This window comes from Rhizobium mesoamericanum STM3625, assembly GCF_000312665.1.
Lineage (GTDB): Bacteria > Pseudomonadota > Alphaproteobacteria > Rhizobiales > Rhizobiaceae > Rhizobium > Rhizobium mesoamericanum.
The window spans coordinates 318,150-339,950 of sequence record NZ_HF536772.1 but is presented as its reverse complement, the minus strand read 5'-3'; the positions used below and the strand labels follow the sequence as shown (position 1 = coordinate 339,950).

Sequence of the window (21,801 nt, the reverse complement as noted above, 5' to 3'; positions counted from 1 at the left end):
AATCTATACTTGGCAGCCATGATGGAAAGCAACGGCGATAGGGCCGACGAACAACCTGTTTTTGCCGCGGAGCTTTTTGCGTACCGGTCGCTCGGCCGCAAGGGGTTCAGGGTCTTGCTGCTGCTGACTGGCGTAATCTGTTGCGTGAATGGCATGTTCTTCGTGGCAACTGGCGCGTGGCCGATCGGCTTTTTTTTCGGAATGGATTTTTTGCTGCTCTACGGTGCTTTCTGGCTGAACTACCGTTCCGGCCGGGTGCGGGAGGAAGTGACGGTGTCGCGTACCGACATTTCCGTCCGCAAATTCGCGCCTTCCGGTCGGATGGTCGAGCACCACTTCAATCCGTTCTGGACGCGATTTTTCGTTCGCCGGCATCAGGAAATCGGCATCCTTTCCATGTATATTTCCGGAGAGGGAAGAGGCACGGACATAGGCTCGTTCCTCAATCCCGACGACCGCGAGAGCTTTGCCAAGGCGTTCAGAGGCGCGCTTACCACCGTCAAACAGCGGATTTAAGCAGCATGCAAGATTCGGGTGGTTTGCGAAGGCCCACTTGACTATCTCCTTGGTACAAGGAGAAAGATCATGAATATGGTAGCCAAGCTGAACAACGACATCACGCCGGACGGCTCTGAATACGAAACGGTGCGTCAGGTGATCGAACTCATTACCGAGGACTATCGCGATCAGCCGTCTCTTGAAACGATCGCAGCGCGGCTCAAGCAATCGCCGACGCAATTGCAGAAGATATTCACGCGGTGGGCGGGCCTGTCTCCGAAGGCATTTCTGCAGGCCGTCACGCTCGATCACGCAAAGCGGCTTCTTCGCGAGGAATCTATGCCTCTACTGGAGACGTCGATCGAGGTCGGCCTTTCCGGCCCCAGCCGGCTGCACGATCTCTTCGTGACGCACGAGGCCATGTCACCCGGCGAATGGAAAAGCAAGGGTGGAGGACTGACGATCCGCTACGGCTTCCATCCTTCGCCCTTCGGCCTTGCGCTTGTAATGGCCACCGACCGTGGACTCGCCGGACTTGCCTTCAGCGATCTCGGGGACGAGGTGGCTTGTCTTGAAGATATGACATGCCGGTGGCCGAATGCGACCTATGTCCGGGATATAGAAGCGACGGCACCCTATGCGGAGCTTATATTTCAGCCGGGACGCTGGACGTCAGACCAGCCGTTGCGCATCGTTCTGATCGGCACCGACTTCCAGGTGGAGGTATGGGAAAGCCTGTTGAAGATACCCTTCGGCAGGGCAGTCACCTATAGCGATATTGCCAATGACATCGGTCGGCCGAAAGCGATGCGCGCTGTCGGAGCTGCGGTCGGTGCGAACCCGATTTCATTCGTTGTTCCCTGTCATCGGGCGGTCGGTAAGGGTGGAGCCCTGACCGGCTATCACTGGGGCCTTACCCGCAAGCGTGCGATCCTGGGTTGGGAAGCGGCACACACATAGTCGCGGGCGAGCCAACCATCCAACCTGAGGTCCCGCCATCAAAAACGCAGGAATCGCGGGTTTGATACCGTGGCTGGGACTCGAGGAGGCGGAAATGAACTCTGGAGAAAAGCCATGCAGGATCGCAGGCATGGTCGTTGGCTTGCTCGCGATGTCACTGGTTCCGGCCTGGGCGGGCTGCAAATCGGCGATGAGTAGTCCGCAATGGCCGGCTGTAGCGCGAGCGATATCGACCGTGGGACTGTGCGAACAGCTTCCCGTAGGCCCCAATCGAACCAGCAGTTTCAAGGTTGTGTCCGCAGATGTCTGTTCGACGGGAGATAGTCTCGCATCCATCAAGGCGACGGCGCTTTTGACCTGCGAGGCGGGCGACAACACTCTCTTTCAAATGGCTCCCGTGAAGGGCAAGGTGATCGCCACCGTCTCCCTTGACATGGGGGCATGCAGGATTACGGATACTCACATTGAAATCGATGGCGAGATCGGAAGCCTTTTATCGGAATTGTCGGATACCCAGGATGTCGGACGGAGAGCTGGGCACAATCGCAACTGTCACGCTTGTGCCAGCTGCGATAACGCCGAGGCGCGAGCCGCTAAACCACCTCTGCTAGGCCCAACAATGCCTTGGCGGCGCTCTCGTCGGTGATCAGCGTATTGCAGCCGATCCGCTTGATGGTGGCCCGGATCGCGACCGCCCGATGCGCGCCGCCCGATGATAACACGATATGCTTGGCCTTTTTCAGCGTATCGAGATCAACCGACATGACGCGGCTGTTGATCGAGTGATCGACGGTGTTGCCCTCCTTGTCGAGGAAGTTGAACATCGTGTCGCAGACGCACCCCGCGCCGATCAACTCCTGCAGTTCCCCCTTCGAGAGCCACCCTTCCGACAAGGATGTGGAATGCGGGCCTATATCGCCGCAGCTGACGATCGCGAGGTCGAGTGTCTCCGCCAGCCGATAGATCGTATCTAGCCCGCATTTCTCGATGAGATTTCGCTTCGTATCCGTCGAATCCACCAGCAACGGCGCGAGGAACATATAGCATTCCGCGCCGAGCTGGCTCGCCAGCCGCCAAGTGTAGTCGATCGGGTTCGTCTGGTGGACCGCGACGACGCCGCCGAGCAGGGAAACGACCTTGCAGTTGTTGCGGCGGGGCGGCCGGAAGCTGGATAGCGACGCGGTCATGGTGCGGCCCCAGCCGACGCCGATCGTGTAATCATCGGGAATGGCCTCGGAGAGAAATTGTCCCAAGGCAAGACCAACATTCCTTGCCAGAGAATTGGCATCCGGCTGCGGTGGCGCCGGCACGACGATCGCCTCGTCGAGGTTATAGGCACGCTCGAGCTTCACCGACAGTTCGACGCAATCGCCGATCGAGTCATTGATCCAGATCTGCACTTCACTGCGCTTCATCGCCTCGTCTAGCAGGCGGATCACCGTCGTGCGGCTTATGCCGAGCTGTTCGGCGACATCCTTCTGTGTCAGTCCCTGATTGTAGTAGAGCCAGGCCGCGCGCAACCTAAGAGAGGATGCTTCAGAATAAGCCGTATGCGTGCCGCGTTTGAGCTTGACCACATCTCCTCCGGAGCGAATTGCGCCCTAAATCTACCATCAAGCCAGGACAGGTTCGTTTTTCGCCTGATAATGACTGGTTTGACACTTATGTCAATTGATATGCACAAATGTCCTTGACATATCTGGATAGGAATAGCGATAGTTCGCCGCGAAGAACCCTTGCGTGTCCGAGGAGGCAATGTGCAGGCAAACGGAAAGTCATCATCGGCATTATCGCAACGGCCTGACGTGCCGCGCAGCCCAAATATGATGTCTTTCGGCCACAGCGATATGACCGCCCCTTACATCAGCGGTACGTTCGGAAACGGCGGACGCGATCCGATCAGCAAGACCGTTTGTTCGTAGACATTTTGCCGGACGACATTCGCGCCGGCTTGCAGCTCAAGTCAAAAGGACCAGTAACCATGACATCCAAGCTTGACCAACTCCGAGAAATGACCACCGTCGTTGCCGATACCGGTGATATCGAAGCCGTTGCCCGTCTGAAGCCGGTCGATTGCACGACGAACCCGAGCATCGTGCTCAAGGCACTCGGCACGCCCATGTTTGCAGACACGGTCAAGGAAGCCGTTGCCTGGGGCAAGAAGCAGGGCGGCAATCCGGACGCCGTTTCGGCTGCCGTTGCCGATCGTCTGGCGATCTCCGTTGGTGCCGCGCTCGTCAAACTCGTTCCGGGTCGTGTGTCGACCGAAGTTGATGCGGACCTTTCCTTCGATACGGAAGCATCGCTTACCAAGGCACGTTCGATCATCGCTGCCTACAAGGAACGCGGCATCGAGCGCGACCGCATCCTCATCAAGCTGGCTTCGACTTGGGAAGGCATTCGAGCTGCCGAAATCCTGCAGAAGGAAGGCATCGACTGTAACCTGACGCTACTGTTCTCGAAGGCCCAGGCCGTTGCCTGTGCCGACGCCAAGGTATTCCTGATCTCGCCGTTCGTCGGCCGTATCCTCGATTGGTACAAGAAGTCCACGGGCAAGGAATTTGCGCCTGAGGAGGATCCGGGCGTCATCTCGGTCCGCGACATCTACAACTACTACAAGGCCAACGACATCAAGACGATCGTCATGGGCGCCTCTTTCCGCAGCGCTGGCGAAATCGAAGCCCTGGCCGGTTGCGATCGCCTCACGATCGCGCCGAATCTTCTCGACGAACTCTCCAACGACCAGGGCAAGCTCGAGCGCAAGCTCTCGCCTGACGTGACGAAGCCTGCCCCGAAGATCACGGTCGACGAAAAAACCTTCCGTTGGATGATGAACGAAGACGCGATGGCGACCGAAAAGCTCGCCGAAGGCATCCGCGCCTTCGCAAAGGATCTCGGCACGCTTCGCAGCAATGTTCAGAAAGAACTGCAGCTCGCGGCCGCTTAAGGCCTCCAAAGCGCTCTGATGGAAAGGGCGGCGCTATCGGCGGCCGCCCTTTTTTCATATTGACCAGATGCGCTTGGCATTCGCCTGATAGAGCTTGTCGCGCTCCTCCGGGGTGCAGCCTGCAGTCAGTGCATGGGTGGCAGCCACCCAGGGTGTCAGTCCGCCGCCCAGCGTGCAGACCGGCCAGTCGCTGCCCCAGACGACGCGATCCCAGCCGAAGCCCTCGATGGTATGCTCGACAAAGGGGCGTAGGCTGTCGACAGACCAGTTTTCGAGATCGCCATAGGCGATGACGCCTGAGATCTTTGCGGTGACATTCGAGCGGCGGGCAAATTCCGTAATGCCCTTGCGCCAGACGTCGCTCATTCCGCTTTTGATTGGCGGATTGGCGCAATGGTCGAGAATGAAGCGAACATCAGGGCATTGATCGACGAGTGCTAAGATGGTTTCGAATTGATGCGGGAAGACACAGAGGTCGAACGTCATGCGGGTGGCGGATAGCCGCTTGATGTTCTCGCGGAACAGGGGTCGTGTGGCGGTATCGTCGGGCGCCACGTGCAGAACGCGGCGGAACCCCTTGACGAAGGGATCGCCCAGGGACCGTTCGAGATAAGCCGCGAATCCATCGTCCTCCGGCCGGCAGGCGGCAACGACGCCGCGTACGAGACAGTCCGGGTGGCGGCTGACCTCCCTGACATAATTGGTCTCATCTTCGATGCGCTCTGGAGCCACGTCCACTTCCATGTGAAGAACGTTGGAAATTCCGCATCGCATCGCATCGCGCGCGTAATCCTCGTAGAGACTGTCCCGGTTAAGTTCACCCGCGCCGGCGAGCCAGGGATAGGTGAGCGCCCGCCGATCGACGATGTGCAGATGAGTATCGAAAAGCATGCGGTTCCTCCCATTCATACCGTGTTGTTTGTGCCGCAAGCCGGGCGATCCTTAGTGGCCAGATTTACCATGCCGGTCGAGTCTTTATCGACTAGGGTTTTCTCCAGCGAACGAAGCGTGGTTATTCAGGTTGACGCCAATTTGAATATATTGTTTGCATATGAATGAACGCGCCGCAAGCGCTGGAATTTCGGGAGGACGTATGAGCCACGGTCTGGAAGGCAAGAAGGTCGTCATCACGGCGGCAGGGCAGGGCATCGGTCGAGCAAGCGCTGAGCGCTTCATTTCACTCGGCGCGCATGTCTACGCAACCGATATCAACGAGAAAACGCTTTCCACGCTGGAGGGTGCCGAAAAGCACGTTCTCAATGTGCTCGATGGCGATGCGGTCCGCGGCTTTGCAGCCGAGATCGGACCGATCGACGTTCTCTTCAACTGCGCCGGTTTCGTGCATTCCGGCACGATCTTGGAATGCGAGGAGAAGGACTGGGATTTCTCCTTCAACCTGAACGCCAAGGCCATGTATACGACCTGCCGCACCTTTCTTCCCGGCATGCTGGAGAAGGGCAAGGGTTCGATCGTCAATATGGCATCGGTCGCCTCCAGCGTGAAAGGCGTTCCAAATCGCTTCGCCTACAGTGCGTCGAAGGCAGCCGTGATCGGGCTCACCAAGTCGATCGCCTCTGACTTTGTCGCCAGGGGCATCCGCGCCAACGCGATTTGCCCCGGCACCGTGGACAGCCCCTCGCTGCATGATCGTCTGCGTGCGACTGGCGACTACGACAATGCGCTCAAGGATTTCATCGCCCGCCAGCCAATGGGACGTATTGCGACACCCGAGGAGATCGCCGCTCTCGTCACCTATCTTGCCGGCGACGAGGCTGGCTTCACGACCGGCCAGACGCATGTCGTCGATGGCGGCTGGACCGGCTGAAGCTATATTGCTCCTGCCGCCATCGAGCTGATATTAAGGGCGATCTCAGAGCGGCAGGACAGTGATGGTGGAAGGCACAGGGGACCGGGAAGGTCAGGTCATGGGGCAGGTGCGCAAGCACATGGTATTTGCCGTCGCCCTATTAGCCGGCCTGGTGACGTTCTTGCTTCTCACCAGCCGCCAGGTCAATCCGCGGAACCTGGTCGCCGGCTGGAATGTGGGCGCCATCGTGTTTACGGCGCTCACGTGGCGCCGGATGTTACGCGCGAGCGTTGCCAGCATCCGCAAGCGGGCGGAGGACCTCGACTATTCAGACGTCGTCGTGCTGTCACTGTCGATCTTGGCGGCACTTGCCAGCATCGCAGGCATCGCTCTCGAACTTCACTTCGCCAAGGATACCGGGCGGAGCGAAGCCCTGGTGCAGGCGCTCGTGGCAATCGTCACCATTTTGAACTCATGGGTGTTCCTACATACACTCTTCACCGTCCACTACGCGCATCGTTTCTATAGCGGCGAGGACAGGGGGGAAGGGCTGAAGTTTCCGGAAGGCAATGATGAGCCCGTCTACTGGGACTTTCTCTATTACTCCTTCACAATCGGCGTCGCATCGCAGACCGCTGACGTCGCGACGACATCTACCGCGATGCGAAAGCTGACGCTTCTTCACTCCGTTCTCTCGTTCCTGTTCAACACGACGATCCTGGCCTTGGCGGTCAACGTTGGCGCAAGCTTGCTTGGCTGACCGACGAAGCTATACCACCACATTGCCGGCCAGCAACGCCAGGACGAGGAAGATCAAGAAGATCACCAGCGCAATACCGAAGAGGACACGTGCGATGGTGGCCGTGGCCGCCGAGATCCCGGAAAAACCCAGGAACCCGGCGATCAGCGAAATAACGAAGAATATAAGGGCCCATTTAAGCATGGATGTTTTCCTCTTTGTTCATTGCTTGGATGACGCAATGCGAGGAAAATTGTTCCATATGCGGCCCGCGATCGTCAGGTGCGGGCGCGAGGCCGAGCCGGAGGCTTGACGGCGGTCCTGAAGGGCGCCGTCAAGCTGTTGCTGCTTACATCAGACCCAGCTGCTTGTAGAAGCCCAGGGCATCGTAATAATCCGACTGCTGTTTGATGGCATTGTTCTCAATGACGAAGACGGAAGCGCCGTCGAGGGAGAACGGTTTGTTGGTGGCCGCGGTGCCATCAGCCCAGGCTCCGCTGTTGTTGCCCGTGAAGGTCCACTCGAATGAAACCTTGTTTCCGCTGACAATCGGATCGCCGCGCATTACCCATTTCAGATCAGGTGCCGCGGCCATGAAGTTGTCGATGACTGCGGCCTTGGCTTCCGCCTTTCCAACGGTCGGCTTGCCAACGGACGCGTCGTAGTAGCTGACCTTTTCATCGAAATATGAGGCGGCCTTGGCGGCATCATGCGCGTTCCATGCGGCCAGATACTGCTCGACGATCGAAAGCGGCGTTTGGTCGGCGGCGTAGACCGGCACTCCGGCAAGCGTTGAAGCGAGGAAGATGCCGCCAAAGGCGGCAAGAATGGTACGACGTTTCATGCAAGTCCTCCCTTTCACTTTTGGATTATCAGCCGTGGTTGATCATGACGTGACGGACGGCGGTGTAGTCCTCCAGCGCGTAGACCGACATGTCCTTGCCATAGCCGGACTGCTTCAAGCCGCCGTGCGGCATCTCGTTGACCAGCATGAAGTGGGTGTTGATCCAGGTGCAGCCATAGTGCAGACGGGCGGCGGTCTTCATGCCGCGGCTGATCTCCTTGGTCCAGACGGACGAAGCCAGGCCATAGTCGCTGTCGTTCGCCCAGATGACGGCATCCTCGACATCGGTGAAACGGGTGACCGAGACGACGGGGCCGAAAACCTCCCGGCGAACAATTTCGTCGGCCTGGGTAGCGCCCGCGATGACTGTTGGCGTGTAGAAGAAGCCCTTGTCACCAGACGTCTTGCCGCCGGCCGTGATCTCCATGTGCTTGTGCTCGCTGGCGCGGGCGACGAAGCTTTCGACGCGGTCACGCTGGCGTTTGGAGATTAGCGGGCCGATCTCGTTTTCAGTGTCGTCTGCCTGGTTGAACCGGATCGAGGAGACGGCCGAAGAGAGGTCGGCGACGAATTTGTCGTAAACCTTCGCGTCTGCATAGATTCGGCAGGCGGCAGTGCAGTCCTGGCCAGCATTATAGTAGCCAAAAGTCCGGATGCCGGAGACGACAGCATCGATGTCGGCGTCATCGAAGACGATGACCGGTGCCTTGCCGCCGAGCTCGAGGTGGGTGCGCTTCACGGTCTTGGCGGCCGCCTGCAGGACCTTCTTGCCGGTTGCGACATCGCCTGTTATCGAGACCATCGAAATCTTCGGATGGTTGATCAGCGCGTTGCCGACGCTTTCGCCGCGGCCGAGGATGACGTTGACGACGCCTTCCGGAAGAATCTCGGCAAGCAGCTTCGCCATCTTCAGCGCGGTCAGCGGCGTTTGTTCGGACGGCTTGAAGACGACAGTGTTGCCGCCCGCGATTGCCGGCGCCAGCTTCCATGCCATCATCATCAACGGATAGTTCCAAGGTGCGATCGAGCCGACAATGCCGACGGCGTCGCGGCGGATCATCGAGGTGTGGTTCGGCAGATATTCGCCGGCGACCGGGCCATGCAGGTTGCGCACCGCGCCGGCAAAGAAGCGGTAGCAATCGACGATCGCAGGGATCTCGTCGTTCAGCACGGCATTGATCGGCTTGCCGCAGTTCAGCGCTTCCAGCACTGCAAAGCCTTGCGCGTCATTCTCGATCGCATCCGCGATCTTCAAGAGATAAGCCGAGCGCTCACCGGGTGTCGTCAGCGACCAGCTCCTGAATGCGGATTCGGCTGCGTCCACGGCTGCGTCGATCTGGCCAAGCGAGGCTTCCGGCAGGTCAAGCACCGTCTCGCCCGTCTTCGGGTTGAGGATGTGCTCTTCAGTTTCCGTGCCCGCTACGAAGCTAGACCCAATCAGCATTGAGGTGTCCATGACGTTCTCCTTATTGTCGACGGAGTGGGATATGGGCGGAAAGCCGCTTCACACTTTTCCGCATCCCACTTTGGTTATTTGCCGGCTCCGGCGACTTGGTCGCCGTCGCGAGTAAGATAGTAGGCTGCCAGGATCGGCAGAAAGGTGACGAGCACGACGACCATCGCGACTACGTTGGTGACAGGGCGCTGGCGCGGGCGGATGAGTTCTTCGAGCATCCAGATCGGCAGTGTGGATTGCTGTCCGCCGGTGAAGGTGGTGACAATGACCTCATCGAACGACAGCGCGAAGGCGAGCATGCCGCCGGCTAAAAGCGCCGTGCCGATGTTCGGCAGGATGATGTGGCGAAACGTCTGGAAGCCATCGGCGCCAAGATCCATCGATGCCTCGATCAGCGAACCGGAGGTGCGGCGGAAGCGGGCAACGGCATTGTTGTAGACCACCACGACGCAGAAGGTTGCGTGGCCAAGCACGATCGTCCAGACCGAGAACGGGATGTCGAACAGGCTGAAGGCCGAGCGTAACGCAATGCCGGTGATTATGCCGGGGAGCGCGATGGGCAGGATGACCAGCAGCGAGATTGCCTCCCGACCGAAGAACTTCGTCTGGCTGATCGCCGCGGCGCAGAGGGTGCCGAGTACCAATGCAATTGATGTGGCGATGCAGGCGACCTGCACGGACAAGCCGAGTGCAGACCAGACATCCGGGCGGTTCCAGGCAATAGCGAACCACTGCATCGTAAGACCTGGGGGCGGCCACTGATAGCTCTTCTCCTCGGTCGTGAAGGCATAGACGAAGATCAGTAGGATCGGCAGGTGTAGGAAGAGCAGGCCACCGGCTGCGGCGATCTTCAGGAACAGCGGGGAACGTTGTGAACGGTCAGAGCGCATCGAAGGCCCCCTGTTTCTTGGCGAGCCAGAGGTAGACGGCCATGATGGCGATCGGGACGACGGAAAAGGCGGCCGCGAGCGGGACATTTCCGGCCGTGCCCTGCTGGGCATAGACCGCTTGGCCAATGAAGAGGCGCGACGAGCCGATGATCTGCGGGATGATGTAGTCGCCCAAGGTCAGGGAGAAGGTGAAGATCGAGCCGGCTACGATACCGGGTAGTGCCAGCGGGAAAACCACATTGCGGAAAGTCTGGCCGGGTGTCGCGCCGAGATCGGACGAGGCCTCAATCAGATTGCCTGGTACGCGCTCAAGTGCTGCCTGTGTCGGCAGGATCATGTAGGGCAGCCAGACATAGACGAACACGAGAAACGTCCCGAGATAGCTGACCGACAGTGAATTGCCGCCGATGATGGGCAGGTTGAGAATGCCGTCGAGCAGCCAGGAAAGGTGTAGCTTCTCGAAGATCCAGGTGAGGATGCCTTCCTTGGCCAAGATCAGCTTCCAGGCATAGATCTTCACGAGATAGCTGGACCATAGCGGCAGCATGACGCCGAGATAGAACAGCGCCTTCCATTTGCCCTGTGCATAGCGGGCGGCGTAATAGGCAATCGGGAAGGCGACGACAGCGGAGGTCAGCGTCACCAGCGCCGCCATGATGATGGTGCGAATGATGATGTCGAAATTCGTCGGGCTGAGCAGCTGCGCATAGGTCGCAAGCGTGAACTCGTAATTCACCAGGCCGGAGAAGTCATCGATCGAGAAGAAGCTCTGCAGCAGCAGCGCGATCAGGGAACCGATGTAGATGATGCCGAGCCACAGCAGCGGCGGCGTCAGCATCAGGAGGAGCAGCAGTTTAGGATGTCGCCAGAAAGCGTCCGAGAGCTGTCCGAAGAAACCGCCACGACCAGGAAGGATCGAGGTCTCACGCAGATCGGCGGGCTTGGTCAAAGCAATCGCGGTCATGCTGCGTCGTCCATGTAATGCACGTCCACGGGTTGCCAGGCGAGGCGAACGCTCGTGCCGATATCCGGTATGTGGGCGCCGGCAGGCAGCATGACGTGCAGCCGCGTGCCGCGGATATCGACCGACAGGCGGGTTGCAGCACCGAGAAAGCTCGCGTGCTCCACGCGCGCTTCGACACCTTCGCCGGCGACGTGGATCGCTTCCGGACGCAGGCTCGCCCAACGCTTCTCGCCGCCAAGCGTGGTCATCAGGTCGGGGGCTATGACATTGGAGGAGCCGACGAAATCCGCGACGAAGCGTGTCTTCGGGCAGCGGTAGATGTCTTGCGGGGTGCCTTCCTGGACGATCCCGCCATTGTTGAAGACGGCGACGCGGTCGGCCATCGACAGCGCCTCGCCCTGGTCATGAGTGACGAAGACGAAGGTGATGCCGAGCGCGCGCTGCAGGCTCTTCAGCTCCTCTTGCATCTGCTCACGCAGCTTCAGATCAAGCGCGCCGAGCGGCTCGTCGAGCAGCAGGACCTTCGGCTTGTTGACGAGGGCGCGGGCGAGCGCCACACGTTGCCGCTGGCCGCCGGAGAGCTGGCCGGGCTTGCGCCCGCCATAGCCGGGAAGCTTCACAAGGTCGAGCGCCTGTTCGGCGGCTTTGGTGCGTTCAGCCTTACCGATGCCCTTGACCATTAGCCCATAGGCGACGTTGTCAAGGATGTTAAGATGCGGGAAGAGCGCGTAGTCCTGGAAGACGGTGTTGACGTTGCGGCGATAGGGCGGAATGCCTTCGGCCGTCTCGCCAAAGATTTCGATGTGGCCGCCCGTTGGCTGTTCGAAGCCCGCGATCAGGCGCAGGCACGTGGTTTTGCCGGACCCGGAAGGGCCGAGCATGGCGAAGAATTCGCCCGGCGCAATTTCGAGATCGACGCGATCGACAGCGCGGACCTGCCCGAAATAGCGCGAGACCTGTTGGAAACGGACGGCGGGGATCATTGTAAAACTCCGGGATGTTGTGTCTTTCGTCTTCCCAGTGGGAAGGCAGCCCGAGGGCCCTGACGAGGGGACAATTCGGCGTTCCGTCGTCGCCCCAGCGCTCGGACGTTCGCTCTTGTCTTCATTGCCCCCTCGCGTTGCCGTCAGCGGGCGTCTTTTCCGCTTACGGAGAAGCAGAGATTGCGCGAGAGACTATCGTCCCCCGATTACGCCGATATAGTCTGAGACCCAACGGTGATACGGTACGCACTCGTTCTGCGTGGCGCACTTCGAGGTCGGCGTTCTCCAGAATTTGATCTTGTCGAAGTGGTTGAAGCCGTTCGTTGCGCAACCCTCGTCCGTCAGCAATTCGTTGCCTTTGCAGGCTGCGGGGACCGACGGCACGGCGCCAAACCAGGCAGCGGCATCGCCCTGGACCTTGGCCTGCAGCGAATGCTCCATCCACATGTACGCGCAGTTCGGGTGCTCGCTGTCGACGTGCAGCATGGTCGTATCAGCCCAGCCGGTCGCCCCTTCTTCCGGGAAGGTGGAGGCGATCTTCTGCTTGTCTGCCTGCATCAGATTGACCTGGAATGGCCAGGAGCCCGAGGCGACGACGCCCTCGTTCTTGAAATCGTCGATCTGGATCATCGCGTCGTGCCAGTAGCGGGAAACGAGCTTGCGCTGGCCGCGCAGGAGATCGAGGGCTGCCTTGTACTGGTCTTCGTTCAGCTCGTAGGGATCTTTGATGCCGAGGTCCGGCTTGTGCGCCATCAGGTAGAGGGCGGCATCCGCAATATAGATCGGGCCGTCATAGGCCTGGACACGTCCCTTGTTGGACTTGCCGTCCGGAAGCGTCTCTTCTTCGAAAACGACCTTCCAGCTGGTGGGTGCCTTATCCTTGAAGGCATCGGTGTTGTACATCAGAACATTCGGCCCCCAGAGGTAGGGTACGCCGTAGTGGACGCCGTTGACCGTGTACCACGCGCCCTTCTGCAGACGTGGATCGACATTCTTGAAGCTCGGGATCAGGTCCGTGTTGATCGGCTGGACGCGCTTGCCGGCGATCAGGCGGAGCGATGCGTCGCCGGAAGCGGTGACGAGATCGAAGCCTCCTTCGTTCATCAGCGAGACCATTTCATCCGAGGTCGCGGCCGTCTTGACTGAGACCTTGCACCCGGTTTCCTTTTCAAAGCTGGTGACCCAGTCGTAGCTCTTGTCGCTTTCGCCGCGTTCGATGTAACCGGCCCAGGCTACGATGCTTACTGCACCCTCGCCCTTGCCAAGCGCCTTCAGCGGTTCGGCGGCGACCCCCTGCGTCACGAAGCTCAGGCTCGCGAGGGCAGCCGTGCACGATTTCAGAAGATATTTCATCTGACGTCTCCCGGTTTGCCACTTTTCGTGGCGTTATGTTCCCGGGCGAAAAGGTGCGCCGAATCTTCCGTTTTCGCAAATTCATTTATCAGAAAGTCGATATCGGAAAATCCGATATCAGGCATTCAGCGGGGTCGACCGGATCGGAGCGCTTCAGCGATGCCCACGAAGTCGCGTGCCGCCTGTGGCAGGCTCGACCCCTTGCGCCAGACCATGCCCACCTGGACGACGGGCAGCGAGCCGGACACGTCGCGGCTTTCGATGCGATCGCCTTCCAATGACCAGGGACGATAGACGAGATCCGGCAGTAGCGCCACGCCGGCGCCGGTCGCGACCAGACTGCGCACCGCTTCCACCGAACGTGTGCGGAAAGCGACATGGGGGCGGGCGCCGAGCGCCGAGAGCAACTTGCCGGTGTTTTCCTCGATTTCGTCGACGGTAAGCATGATCAGCGGCTCGCGGGCAATATCGGCGACGGAAATGATGTCGGCGGAGACCAGCGGATGCCCCATGGGCAGCCACAGCCGGTAAGGCGAGGTTTCCAGAATTTCCGCCTGCAGGGCCATACGGTCCCGCAGGTTGGAGATCACCATGACGGCCACATCCAGCTCGCCGCCGACCAGCAGATGTTCGAGATAGCTGCCGTTGTCCTCGATGGCGCTGACTTCGACGCCCGGGCAGGCGCGGCGATAGCGAGCCAAGAGGTCGGAAAGCACGTAGCCGGCAACGAGCGAGGTGACGCCGATATTGAGCGTGCCTGACAATTCATTCTGCTTGCCGGAAAAGCTGGTGCGTGCATCAGAAACGCTCGCCAGGATCTTCGTCGCATGGCGAAGGAACTGATGGCCATTGTGGGTGATCGACAGACCCCGCGGATGGCGTTCGAAGAGCGCCACGCCGAGGTCGGTTTCTAGCTCCTTTAGCGCCTCCGTAACCGAGGATTGCGAGATCGAAAGGTTCTGCGCGGCACGCGTTACGGAGCCCTGTTCGGCGACTGCAACGAAATACTGGATCTGGCGGAGCGTAAAGGCCATACGCCGTTAGAGCATGGTCGCGAGGATATTGGCAAGCATAGGGAAAACTTGGACCTTTTTTGGTGCTAATCCCCTACTGACGCAAAGTTGGAGGGCCCGTTTAAGTATTCGGAAACGTCATTTCTCTAGCGTCGAGACCACTTGTATTGCGTTGGAGCTTATTAATGGCGGAGCAGTTGGCGTGAAGGCCCTACTGCGCATCTTCCGGCCTTCCCGGAAATTGGTGTTTATAATCGCTGGCGTTGCCCTCCTCGGGGGTGTCTCCGGCGGTGCCGCGCTGCTTATCGGTAAAAACAAGATCCTCGGCCTGTCAGCGGAAACGATGAACGGTCTCTCCTGCACAGACGTCAATCTCGTTACCATCAAAAAGCAGAACCGAGTCTGGATCCGCAAGTATATCAAAACCGAGCCGACCGATGGCATGACGCGGGTCAGGACCGCGCTTCGCGTGGCCAAGGCGATCTACGACGCGCAGAGGCCCGATCTTGTGCAGGTCGTCGTCCTCGACGCCAATGGGCCGACGCTGCGTTCCGACATTCGCGGCCGCGCGATCGGCGCCGACGTCGTCTATATTCCGCATCCCGATCCCGTCCTCGAGAGCACGGACGCCAAGACATACACTGCCCATTATTTCGACGGTGCGGCGGCCGCTAACGGACTATTCTTCGGCGAACGTGTGGATCTACCCGAAGACGAAATCACCGCTTTGGGCGCGTCCTTCAAGGAATACTCCGACTGTATCGATCCTATCGCCGTTGCGGCCACGAAGGGTGGAGAAGGTGGGGCTAAGAAGACTGCGAAGACAGAAGAGGCGAAGGAAGAAGGGTCGGCCGAGGGGGGCAGTCGGGACGCTGCGCCTAAAGAGGGACCTTCGCCTACCGACGCAGCCCCGGCTGCCGATCACTGACGATTTCGAAAAGAAAAAGGCGGCGAGCCCATCGGGCCGCCGCCTTTCTGTTCAATCTGCCTGGCTCAGTCGGCCTTGCTGCGGCGAGCTGGGAAGAGGATCACGTCGCGGATCGACGGGGCGTTGGTCAAGAGCATGATCAGGCGGTCGACGCCGATGCCGAGGCCACCAGCCGGCGGCATACCCTGGTCGATTGCATCGAGGAATTCGTCGTCCAGCTGCTTTTCCTTTTCGCCGCGGGCGTGCGCCTGCTCAAGCTGCTCGACCATGCGGCGGCGCTGCTCTTCCGGATCGTTGAGTTCCGAGAAGGCGTTGCCGAGTTCCCAGGCGTTGCAGTAGGTTTCGAAGCGCTCAACAAGGCGCGGCTCGCCCGGGACTTCCTTGGCGAAGGGCGAGATATCCTTCGGGAAATGCGTGACATGCGACGGCTGGATCAGTGTCGCCTCGACCTTCTCTTCGAAGATGAATGCAAGGCACTCGCCCCAGGTCCAGTCCTTCTCGACCGCGAAACCGGCGGCCTTGGCGGCGGCGCGGGCTTCCTCGTCCGTCGTCATCGCGAGGAAGTCGATACCGGTCGCGTCCTTGACGGCATCGGGCATCGGCACACGCTTGAACGGACCCTTGAAAGAAATCGTCTCGTCGCCGAAAGGGAATTCCGTCGTGCCGTGGATCGACAGTGCCAGGCTTTCGAACAGCCGCTCGACGAGGTCCATGATGTCCTCGTAGTCGGCATAGGCCCAGTAGCACTCCATCATCGTGAATTCGGGATTGTGCCGGGTCGAGACGCCTTCGTTGCGGAAGTTGCGGTTGATCTCGAACACCTTGTCGGTGAGGCCCGAAACCAGCGTGCGTTTCAGATACAGTTCCGGCGCGATGCGCAGGTACATATCAAGCTTCAGCGTGTTGTGATGCGTCTTGAAGGGCTCGGCGGTTGCGCCACCATAGACCGAATGCAACATCGGCGTTTCGATTTCCATGAAGCCGTCGTTTTCCATGAAGCGGCGGATGCCGGAGACGATCTTCGAACGCTGCTGGAAACGGAGCTTCGATTCGTCATTGGTCATGATGTCGAGGTGGCGCTTGCGATAGCGGATCTCGACGTCGGAAACGCCGTGCCACTTCTCCGGCATCGGGAGCAGCGTTTTCGTCAGCATGGTGATCTCGCGGGCGTTGATCGACAGTTCGCCGCGCTTCGTACGCCGCACCGTGCCGGTGACGCCGATGATGTCGCCGATATCGATCATGCCGAGCATGCTACGTGCTTCTTCCGGCGTCACGTCCTTGTGGCTGAAGATCTGGATCTTGCCCGAGGCGTCATGGATATCCATGAACATGCCTGAATTGCGAGAGGAATAGACGCGGCCGGCAACGGTTACGACATCCTGCGTTTCCACGTCGGGATCGAGATCTTTGTATTTCTCCGCCAGCTCGGCATTGGTCATGGTCCGGTGGAAATGCGCCGGATAGACGTCGCCGATCTGTTCGCGCAGCAGTTTCAGCTTCTGGGCGCGCACCTCGGTCGCGTCGGAGGAAAGGGTTGCTGTTTCGGTCTTTTCGGTCATGATGCAAACGTCCGGTTCAGGTCTTCGGGCCAACTAGGGAGGCGACTGTCTGGGCCGCAAGCTTCAAGCGCTGGCGCACGACGGAGCGGCCTAGAATCGCCATCGAGTCAAAGAGCGGCAGCGAGCGCGAGGAGCCGGAAACGGCGACGAAGAGCGGGGCTACCACGACCTTCAGCTTCTTGCCCATGCGATCGGCAATCGCGCGCAGTTCTGCTTCGATCGTCTCGACGTTCCATTCCAGGATCTTTTCGAGATCCGGCTGAACGGTGTTGAGGATCTCGAGGATCTCTTCCGGCGGCGACTTGATCTTGGCGAAAGCCGACGGATCGACACCAAGATCGGATTTCAGCAGGAAGCCCGCGAGATCGGGAAGCTCGCCGAGCTTGGAAATACGCGACTGCGACAGGCGCAGGCCAGCCTTTAGACGGTCGTTCTCCATTGCCCAGTCGAGCACGCGCGCAAGGAATTCCTCTTCTGAAAGCTTCTCGCGAATCCAGCGACCGTTCAACCAGTCGAGCTTCTGGATGTCGAAGATCGCGCCGGCCTTGGATAGGTTCTCGGGATCGAACTTTTGCGAGAGTTCGTCCATCGTCAGCAATTCTTCGCCTTCGGCGATCTGCACGAAGAACAAGCCGAGGAAGTTCATCAGCGCTTCCGGGATATAGCCGAGAGCGGAGTAATAGGAGATCGACGTCGGATTCTTGCGCTTCGAGAGCTTCGACTTGTCAGCGTTACGCATCAGCGAAAGATGCATGAACACCGGTTGCTCCCAGCCGAAGTAGCGGTAAAGCAGGATGTGCTTCGGCACGGAAGCCAGCCACTCTTCGCCGCGCGCGACGTGGGTGATCTGCATCAGATGGTCGTCAATGACGTTTGCCATGTGATAGGTCGGCATGCCGTCGCCCTTGATGAGGACCTGCATATCGACCGAATCCCAGGGAATGCTGACGTCGCCATAGACGCCGTCGGTAAAGTCGCAAGAGCCCTCGGTCGGGATCTTCATGCGGATGACGGAGGACTCGCCAGCCGCCATCTTGGCGGTGACTTCCTCGGCGGTGAGCTTCAGGCAAAGACCGTCATACTTCGGTGCCTTGCCTGCGGCGCGCTGCTCTTCGCGCATCTTTTCCAGGCGATCCGGCGTACAGAAACAGCGGAACGCATGGCCCTTGTCGAGCAGTTCCTGGCCGTAGGGCGTGTAGATGTCCTTGCGGTCGGACTGACGATACGGGCCGTAGGGGCCGCCGATATCGGGGCCTTCCTTCCATTCGAGGCCGCACCATTTCAGCGCGTCCAACACCTTCTTCTCGAATTCCGGGGTCGAGCGCGTCGCATCGGTGTCTTCGATGCGCAGAATGAACTCGCCGCCGTTCTTCTTGGCGAAAAGATAGTTGAAGAGAGCGATGTAAGCAGTGCCGACATGCGGCTCGCCGGTCGGCGAGGGAGCAATGCGGACGCGGACGCCGGAAGCTGTCATTTTTAAGTGCCCGTTAAATGAATGCCGGACGGCTTTTTCTGAGAAAGCGACGTTCGGCCGGAAAGAATGCAGATAACTGGATCAGGAAACCGGCTGGAAAAGGGCACTGCCCCCTTTCATCCGCCGATTGCCCATTTGGCTGGCCTTAAGGCCATATTCGACCGCGCGCGTCAAGGAAAATGGGCAATTGGGTCAACGAACCGGCCAGACGTATAGCAGAGCGGGCACGCTGACGAGGATGATGATGAAAGACAGCGGCATGCCGAGGCGAGGATAGTCGCTGAAGCGGTAGCCGCCCGGGCCAAAAACAAGCGTATTACATTGGTGGCCGATCGGCGTTAAGAAGTCGCAACCCGCCCCAATGGCGACCGCCATCAGGAAGGCCTCTGGCCGGTAGCCGAGAGTTTGGGCGAAGCTTGCCGCAATTGGTGCCATTACCAGAACCGTTACCGCATTGTTGAGGAACGGTGTTACCGCCATGGCGGTGATGAGTATCAGCGCCAATGCGCCGAAGGGTGGCATCTGGGCCGCAAATTGGCCGAGCCCACCCGGCAATCAGTTCGCTGCCGCCGGTTGTTCGCAGCGTGTCGGAGACGGGGATCAGAGCCGCAAGCATGATCAGGATCGGCCCGTCCACGGCCTTATAGACCTCGACGAGCGGGATGACCCGAAAGGCGACCATTGCCAGCGCCGATGTTCTTGATGAAGGCAGAGAGAACGGCGACGACGATGAGCAGCAGGGCGAGCTGCGCATGCAACTTAGTCAGATTGGGGAAGGACCGCTTGATTGTGGTGTCGACGATTCGCGAGCGCACGACGCCGGCGCTGACGATGAGTGCACTGCCGACAATGATGACGATGTCGTCGCTGAAACCGGAAAATGCCGTGTCGAAAGGCACGATGCCGACAGCTACCGCCAGAACGAGGGAACAACAGGCGACCAGATCATAGCTGAAGCGATCCCAGAGGAAGATCGCCATCATCAGGCCGATCACACTGAAGGCTAGGATCTGCTGTGTTGTCATGCGACTCCAGCGTCTCGAGGCTGACCGCGGGCCTGCGCCCGCCGCGTTGATATCTGAAAGTCTTCCTGGACTAATCAATGCCATGCCGGATGCAAAGTTCCGATTTGGACCTCCAAGCCACGCGGACCGTTTGCGTGCGGATCTCGTCGGTGTCTCGATAACACGAGCACAATGCCGCTCGTGGTTGCGCAAACTGCTATTGTTGGAGCTCGGCCAGGGCCCTGCGAAGGGGCGTATCGGAAATCTGGATCCAGCCCGAGAACGGAATATCCATGTCTAGCACAATGAAGATCGACAGCGATATGAGGAGCGCGGACATGAAGAACATCAGGACGACGATGATGTTTCTCGGAGCACGATAGCCGAAGCTGGCAAAGATCAAGGTCAGCCACGCCGTCAGCATTGTGATGAGCGGCCTCGGAATGACGCCTTCCGATTGTTCGACGATGATCCAACGCAGCTCGACGATCCTTTGATACTGCTGGCGGGCGTCGTTCCAGAGCGCAACATGCCCTGGGTCGGACGGCTTGATCAGCGAAAGGCTGTCGCCGACGGCATTGAGGGCAAGTTCGCTCGTGCGGTCGCTCTTGACCATTGGATCGGTGGCGGCGCGGGCCGGATTGGTAAGCGCCTTTTCGACGTAGTTTTCCAGGCGCGCACGGGTTTCATTAGCCTCGAGGCCAAAGGTGCGCAAGGTTCGGTCAAGAAGGATGATCTGCGTCGCGAAGGCGTGAACGTTCTTATCAATCTCGGCGAAGGTGTTCTTCGACGAATTGATCATTAGGCCAAAGACAAGCGATGTCATAACGACGAAGATATTGGCGACCAGCCGGACGACGGTATTGGTCTCATCCTGACGGTGATGCACCGGCAGCTTCGAGTAGGTCAGCATCGTTCCTATCGAGGCTATCATGAGCAAAGCGAAGACAACGACCGCCACCAGCAATTCCAGCACCATCTTCCGCCGCGCCCACCCGTGCTCTTTGGGGGCAAACTAGCTGTTTTGATTGATTTTGCCAGTGGACTGCATCTGCCTCCTGGACAAACGCACGGGTAGGTATAGCTTCCGCGGCGAAATTCTTGCTGGAGATAGTCTGGAGATGGTGATGATTGATCTTTTGAACATACCGGTGAAGTTGGCCGACGGTCGCGAGACAACGCTGAACGATCACCGTGGCAAGGTAATCCTCATCGTCAATGTCGCCTCCAAATGCGGCCTGACTGTCCAGTATGAGGGGCTCGAGAAGCTCTATGAGGACAAACGCGAGCGCGGCTTCGTGATTGCCGCCTTTCCGGCGAACAATTTCAAGGGACAGGAACCCGGCACGGATGCCGAGATCGTTGAGTTCTGCACTCTGACATATGACGTGAAGTTTCCGATCTTCTCCAAGATCTCGGTAAAGGGTGACGACAAGCATCCACTTTACCAGTTGCTGACAGCTGCTGCCGGGGTGGCCGTAGGCGAAGGTCCGATGCGGGAGCGGCTGCGCAGTAATGGCCTGGCGACCGACGACAACAGTGAAATCCTCTGGAACTTTGAAAAGTTCCTGATTGGCCGCGATGGCAAGGTTGCTGCACGGTTTGCGCCTGACGTCACGGCCGACGATCAGCGACTGACGTCGGCCATCGACAAAGAGCTTGCAAAGAACGCCTGAGGCGGCTCTCGATACCTACGCGCGGGCGGCTAAGCCGGAACGATTGCCGCGCCGTTCAAAAACAGATCGGCGCACATTTTTGCCCGGGCAGCGATCTCCTCGATCCCGGGCGCCGGCTGCTGGCGTAGCATTGCGGCGCGCTGCGGCTCCATGGCCATCATGCCGCGCAACATGCCGCAAGCGGCATGCGGGTCTTCGAGAGCGATGAGGCCGCGATCGACCTGTTTGCGCAGCCACCCCTCCATTAGTGCGCTCGTTCGAACGATGGCTTTTTCATAGAAAGATGCGGAGATTTCGGGGAAGCGGTCGGACTCGCCGATCACGAGGCGCATCATGGTGATGGTGTCGTCCGAGAGCGTCAGCATGCCATAGGCCATCAGCATCCGCTCGAGACCTTGGCGAAGATCGGCCGCAGCAAGCGTGGTCGGGTCGAGCGCCAGCAAAAAGCGGCTAATGCGATCGGAAATCAGGTCGGAAAAAAGGTCTGCTTTCGTCGGAAACAACCGGTAGAGCGTTTTTGTCGAAACGCCTGCTTCCTGCGCGATCGCCGCTATGCTCGCCGTCGCATATCCATTCTCGTGAAACTGCTTGTTGGCGGCCTCGATGATGACGCTCCTGGTGTCGTCATCGCAACGCGCTTGCGGTCTGCCTCGCGGCCTTCTCTCGATCTTGTGATTTTGGACCATTACTATTTTCCAAATTC

General features: G+C 59.3%; 21 protein-coding genes and 1 pseudogene. 7 read left to right on the top strand and 15 right to left on the bottom strand.

The genetic code is table 11. The annotated features are described in order from the left end of the window. Positions 1-18 precede the first annotated feature (18 nt). Both BN77_RS01680 and BN77_RS01675 read left to right on the top strand, forming a co-directional pair. The gene (locus BN77_RS01680; protein WP_040677507.1) at positions 19-516 is read left to right on the top strand and encodes a DUF2244 domain-containing protein; all 498 of its coding nucleotides are present in this window, start codon (positions 19-21) and stop codon (positions 514-516) included. A gap of 69 nt (positions 517-585) precedes the next feature. Further along, positions 586-1,458: a methylated-DNA--[protein]-cysteine S-methyltransferase gene (locus BN77_RS01675; RefSeq protein WP_007527808.1), complete on the top strand. Its 873-nt coding sequence runs from the start codon at positions 586-588 to the stop codon at positions 1,456-1,458. 593 nt (positions 1,459-2,051) lie between these two features. Here BN77_RS01675 and BN77_RS01670 read toward each other — a convergent pair. Continuing rightward, positions 2,052-3,035, bottom strand: coding sequence for a sugar-binding transcriptional regulator (locus BN77_RS01670; protein WP_007527804.1), 984 nt, complete (start codon positions 3,033-3,035; stop codon positions 2,052-2,054). 404 nt (positions 3,036-3,439) lie between these two features. Here BN77_RS01670 and tal point away from each other — a divergent pair, with 404 nt between their 5' ends. Further along, the gene (gene tal / locus BN77_RS01665) at positions 3,440-4,405 is read left to right on the top strand and encodes a transaldolase (protein WP_007527803.1); all 966 of its coding nucleotides are present in this window, start codon (positions 3,440-3,442) and stop codon (positions 4,403-4,405) included. 54 nt (positions 4,406-4,459) lie between these two features. Here the strand turns inward: tal and BN77_RS01660 are convergent, their stop codons facing one another. Continuing rightward, entirely contained in the window at positions 4,460-5,296 is an 837-nt protein-coding gene (locus BN77_RS01660; protein WP_007527802.1) for an amidohydrolase family protein, read from the bottom strand. Between the two features lie 202 nt (positions 5,297-5,498). Between BN77_RS01660 and BN77_RS01655 the strand changes: the two genes are divergently transcribed. After that, a complete protein-coding gene (locus tag BN77_RS01655) occupies positions 5,499-6,230 on the top strand; it encodes an SDR family oxidoreductase (protein WP_007527801.1) in 732 nt (243 codons plus the stop codon). 121 nt (positions 6,231-6,351) lie between these two features. Then, complete coding sequence (locus tag BN77_RS01650) at positions 6,352-6,972, top strand: DUF1345 domain-containing protein (protein ID WP_425280229.1); 621 nt, start codon at positions 6,352-6,354, stop codon at positions 6,970-6,972. A gap of 9 nt (positions 6,973-6,981) precedes the next feature. Here the strand turns inward: BN77_RS01650 and BN77_RS31820 are convergent, their stop codons facing one another. From BN77_RS31820 to BN77_RS01610, 8 genes are all read right to left on the bottom strand, one after another. Next, the gene (locus BN77_RS31820) at positions 6,982-7,155 is read right to left on the bottom strand and encodes a DUF1328 domain-containing protein (protein WP_007527799.1); all 174 of its coding nucleotides are present in this window, start codon (positions 7,153-7,155) and stop codon (positions 6,982-6,984) included. Between the two features lie 145 nt (positions 7,156-7,300). Beyond that, positions 7,301-7,795, bottom strand: a complete 495-nt coding sequence (locus BN77_RS01640; RefSeq protein ID WP_007527798.1) for an ester cyclase — start codon at positions 7,793-7,795, stop codon at positions 7,301-7,303. A 28-nt stretch (positions 7,796-7,823) separates the two neighbouring features. Beyond that, complete coding sequence (locus BN77_RS01635) at positions 7,824-9,251, bottom strand: gamma-aminobutyraldehyde dehydrogenase (protein WP_007527797.1); 1,428 nt, start codon at positions 9,249-9,251, stop codon at positions 7,824-7,826. Positions 9,252-9,325: 74 nt separating this feature from the next. Then, positions 9,326-10,141, bottom strand: coding sequence for an ABC transporter permease (locus tag BN77_RS01630; protein ID WP_007527796.1), 816 nt, complete (start codon positions 10,139-10,141; stop codon positions 9,326-9,328). Next, positions 10,131-11,105 (bottom strand): ABC transporter permease, encoded by a 975-nt coding sequence (locus BN77_RS01625; RefSeq protein ID WP_007527794.1) that lies wholly within the window; start codon positions 11,103-11,105, stop codon positions 10,131-10,133. Before BN77_RS01625 ends, BN77_RS01630 begins: the two co-directional genes overlap by 11 nt. After that, complete coding sequence (locus tag BN77_RS01620; RefSeq protein WP_007527793.1) at positions 11,102-12,088, bottom strand: ABC transporter ATP-binding protein; 987 nt, start codon at positions 12,086-12,088, stop codon at positions 11,102-11,104. The genes BN77_RS01625 and BN77_RS01620 overlap by 4 nt, the downstream gene beginning before the upstream one ends. A gap of 192 nt (positions 12,089-12,280) precedes the next feature. Then, positions 12,281-13,441: an ABC transporter substrate-binding protein gene (locus BN77_RS01615; protein ID WP_007527792.1), complete on the bottom strand. Its 1,161-nt coding sequence runs from the start codon at positions 13,439-13,441 to the stop codon at positions 12,281-12,283. A 125-nt stretch (positions 13,442-13,566) separates the two neighbouring features. After that, on the bottom strand, positions 13,567-14,475 hold the full coding sequence (locus tag BN77_RS01610; RefSeq protein ID WP_007527791.1) for a LysR family transcriptional regulator: 909 nt from the start codon (positions 14,473-14,475) through the stop codon (positions 13,567-13,569). Positions 14,476-14,656: 181 nt separating this feature from the next. On the opposite strand from BN77_RS01610, the gene BN77_RS01605 reads away from it, so the two are divergent. Continuing rightward, positions 14,657-15,382 carry a hypothetical protein gene (locus BN77_RS01605; RefSeq protein WP_007527790.1) on the top strand — a complete coding sequence of 242 codons (726 nt, stop codon included), beginning with the start codon at positions 14,657-14,659 and terminating at the stop codon, positions 15,380-15,382. A 65-nt stretch (positions 15,383-15,447) separates the two neighbouring features. Here BN77_RS01605 and lysS read toward each other — a convergent pair whose 3' ends face one another. The 4 genes and pseudogenes from lysS to BN77_RS01585 form a co-directional block, all read right to left on the bottom strand. Further along, on the bottom strand, positions 15,448-16,944 hold the full coding sequence (gene lysS, locus BN77_RS01600) for a lysine--tRNA ligase (protein ID WP_007527789.1): 1,497 nt from the start codon (positions 16,942-16,944) through the stop codon (positions 15,448-15,450). A gap of 16 nt (positions 16,945-16,960) precedes the next feature. Further along, positions 16,961-18,418 carry a glutamate--tRNA ligase gene (gene gltX, locus BN77_RS01595; protein WP_007527788.1) on the bottom strand — a complete coding sequence of 486 codons (1,458 nt, stop codon included), beginning with the start codon at positions 18,416-18,418 and terminating at the stop codon, positions 16,961-16,963. Between the two features lie 192 nt (positions 18,419-18,610). Then, positions 18,611-19,443: pseudogene (locus BN77_RS31815) on the bottom strand (SLC13 family permease). A gap of 196 nt (positions 19,444-19,639) precedes the next feature. After that, positions 19,640-20,401, bottom strand: a complete 762-nt coding sequence (locus tag BN77_RS01585) for a bestrophin-like domain (protein ID WP_007527785.1) — start codon at positions 20,399-20,401, stop codon at positions 19,640-19,642. A gap of 148 nt (positions 20,402-20,549) precedes the next feature. Here BN77_RS01585 and BN77_RS01580 point away from each other — a divergent pair, with 148 nt between their 5' ends. Next, positions 20,550-21,098 carry a glutathione peroxidase gene (locus tag BN77_RS01580; protein ID WP_007527784.1) on the top strand — a complete coding sequence of 183 codons (549 nt, stop codon included), beginning with the start codon at positions 20,550-20,552 and terminating at the stop codon, positions 21,096-21,098. 29 nt (positions 21,099-21,127) lie between these two features. Here the strand turns inward: BN77_RS01580 and BN77_RS01575 are convergent, their stop codons facing one another. Beyond that, the gene (locus BN77_RS01575; protein WP_007527783.1) at positions 21,128-21,784 is read right to left on the bottom strand and encodes a TetR/AcrR family transcriptional regulator; all 657 of its coding nucleotides are present in this window, start codon (positions 21,782-21,784) and stop codon (positions 21,128-21,130) included. Between the last annotated feature and the right edge of the window lie 17 nt (positions 21,785-21,801).

Excerpts from the sequence above, each read along its gene's own strand:
- BN77_RS01655 (WP_007527801.1), top strand. The coding sequence starts at position 5,499 with ATGAGCCACGGTCTGGAAGGCAAGAAGGTCGTCATCACGGCGGCAGGG.
- BN77_RS01630 (WP_007527796.1), bottom strand. The coding sequence starts at position 10,141 with ATGCGCTCTGACCGTTCACAACGTTCCCCGCTGTTCCTGAAGATCGCC.
- lysS (WP_007527789.1), bottom strand. The coding sequence starts at position 16,944 with ATGACCGAAAAGACCGAAACAGCAACCCTTTCCTCCGACGCGACCGAG.
- tal (WP_007527803.1), top strand. The coding sequence starts at position 3,440 with ATGACATCCAAGCTTGACCAACTCCGAGAAATGACCACCGTCGTTGCC.
- BN77_RS01675 (WP_007527808.1), top strand. The coding sequence starts at position 586 with ATGAATATGGTAGCCAAGCTGAACAACGACATCACGCCGGACGGCTCT.
- BN77_RS01680 (WP_040677507.1), top strand. The coding sequence starts at position 19 with ATGATGGAAAGCAACGGCGATAGGGCCGACGAACAACCTGTTTTTGCC.
- BN77_RS01610 (WP_007527791.1), bottom strand. The coding sequence starts at position 14,475 with ATGGCCTTTACGCTCCGCCAGATCCAGTATTTCGTTGCAGTCGCCGAA.
- BN77_RS01615 (WP_007527792.1), bottom strand. The coding sequence starts at position 13,441 with ATGAAATATCTTCTGAAATCGTGCACGGCTGCCCTCGCGAGCCTGAGC.
- BN77_RS01585 (WP_007527785.1), bottom strand. The coding sequence starts at position 20,401 with ATGGTGCTGGAATTGCTGGTGGCGGTCGTTGTCTTCGCTTTGCTCATG.
- BN77_RS01635 (WP_007527797.1), bottom strand. The coding sequence starts at position 9,251 with ATGGACACCTCAATGCTGATTGGGTCTAGCTTCGTAGCGGGCACGGAA.
- BN77_RS01580 (WP_007527784.1), top strand. The coding sequence starts at position 20,550 with ATGATTGATCTTTTGAACATACCGGTGAAGTTGGCCGACGGTCGCGAG.
- BN77_RS01575 (WP_007527783.1), bottom strand. The coding sequence starts at position 21,784 with ATGGTCCAAAATCACAAGATCGAGAGAAGGCCGCGAGGCAGACCGCAA.
- BN77_RS31820 (WP_007527799.1), bottom strand. The coding sequence starts at position 7,155 with ATGCTTAAATGGGCCCTTATATTCTTCGTTATTTCGCTGATCGCCGGG.
- gltX (WP_007527788.1), bottom strand. The coding sequence starts at position 18,418 with ATGACAGCTTCCGGCGTCCGCGTCCGCATTGCTCCCTCGCCGACCGGC.
- BN77_RS01625 (WP_007527794.1), bottom strand. The coding sequence starts at position 11,105 with ATGACCGCGATTGCTTTGACCAAGCCCGCCGATCTGCGTGAGACCTCG.
- BN77_RS01620 (WP_007527793.1), bottom strand. The coding sequence starts at position 12,088 with ATGATCCCCGCCGTCCGTTTCCAACAGGTCTCGCGCTATTTCGGGCAG.
- BN77_RS01650 (WP_425280229.1), top strand. The coding sequence starts at position 6,352 with ATGGTATTTGCCGTCGCCCTATTAGCCGGCCTGGTGACGTTCTTGCTT.
- BN77_RS01640 (WP_007527798.1), bottom strand. The coding sequence starts at position 7,795 with ATGAAACGTCGTACCATTCTTGCCGCCTTTGGCGGCATCTTCCTCGCT.
- BN77_RS01660 (WP_007527802.1), bottom strand. The coding sequence starts at position 5,296 with ATGCTTTTCGATACTCATCTGCACATCGTCGATCGGCGGGCGCTCACC.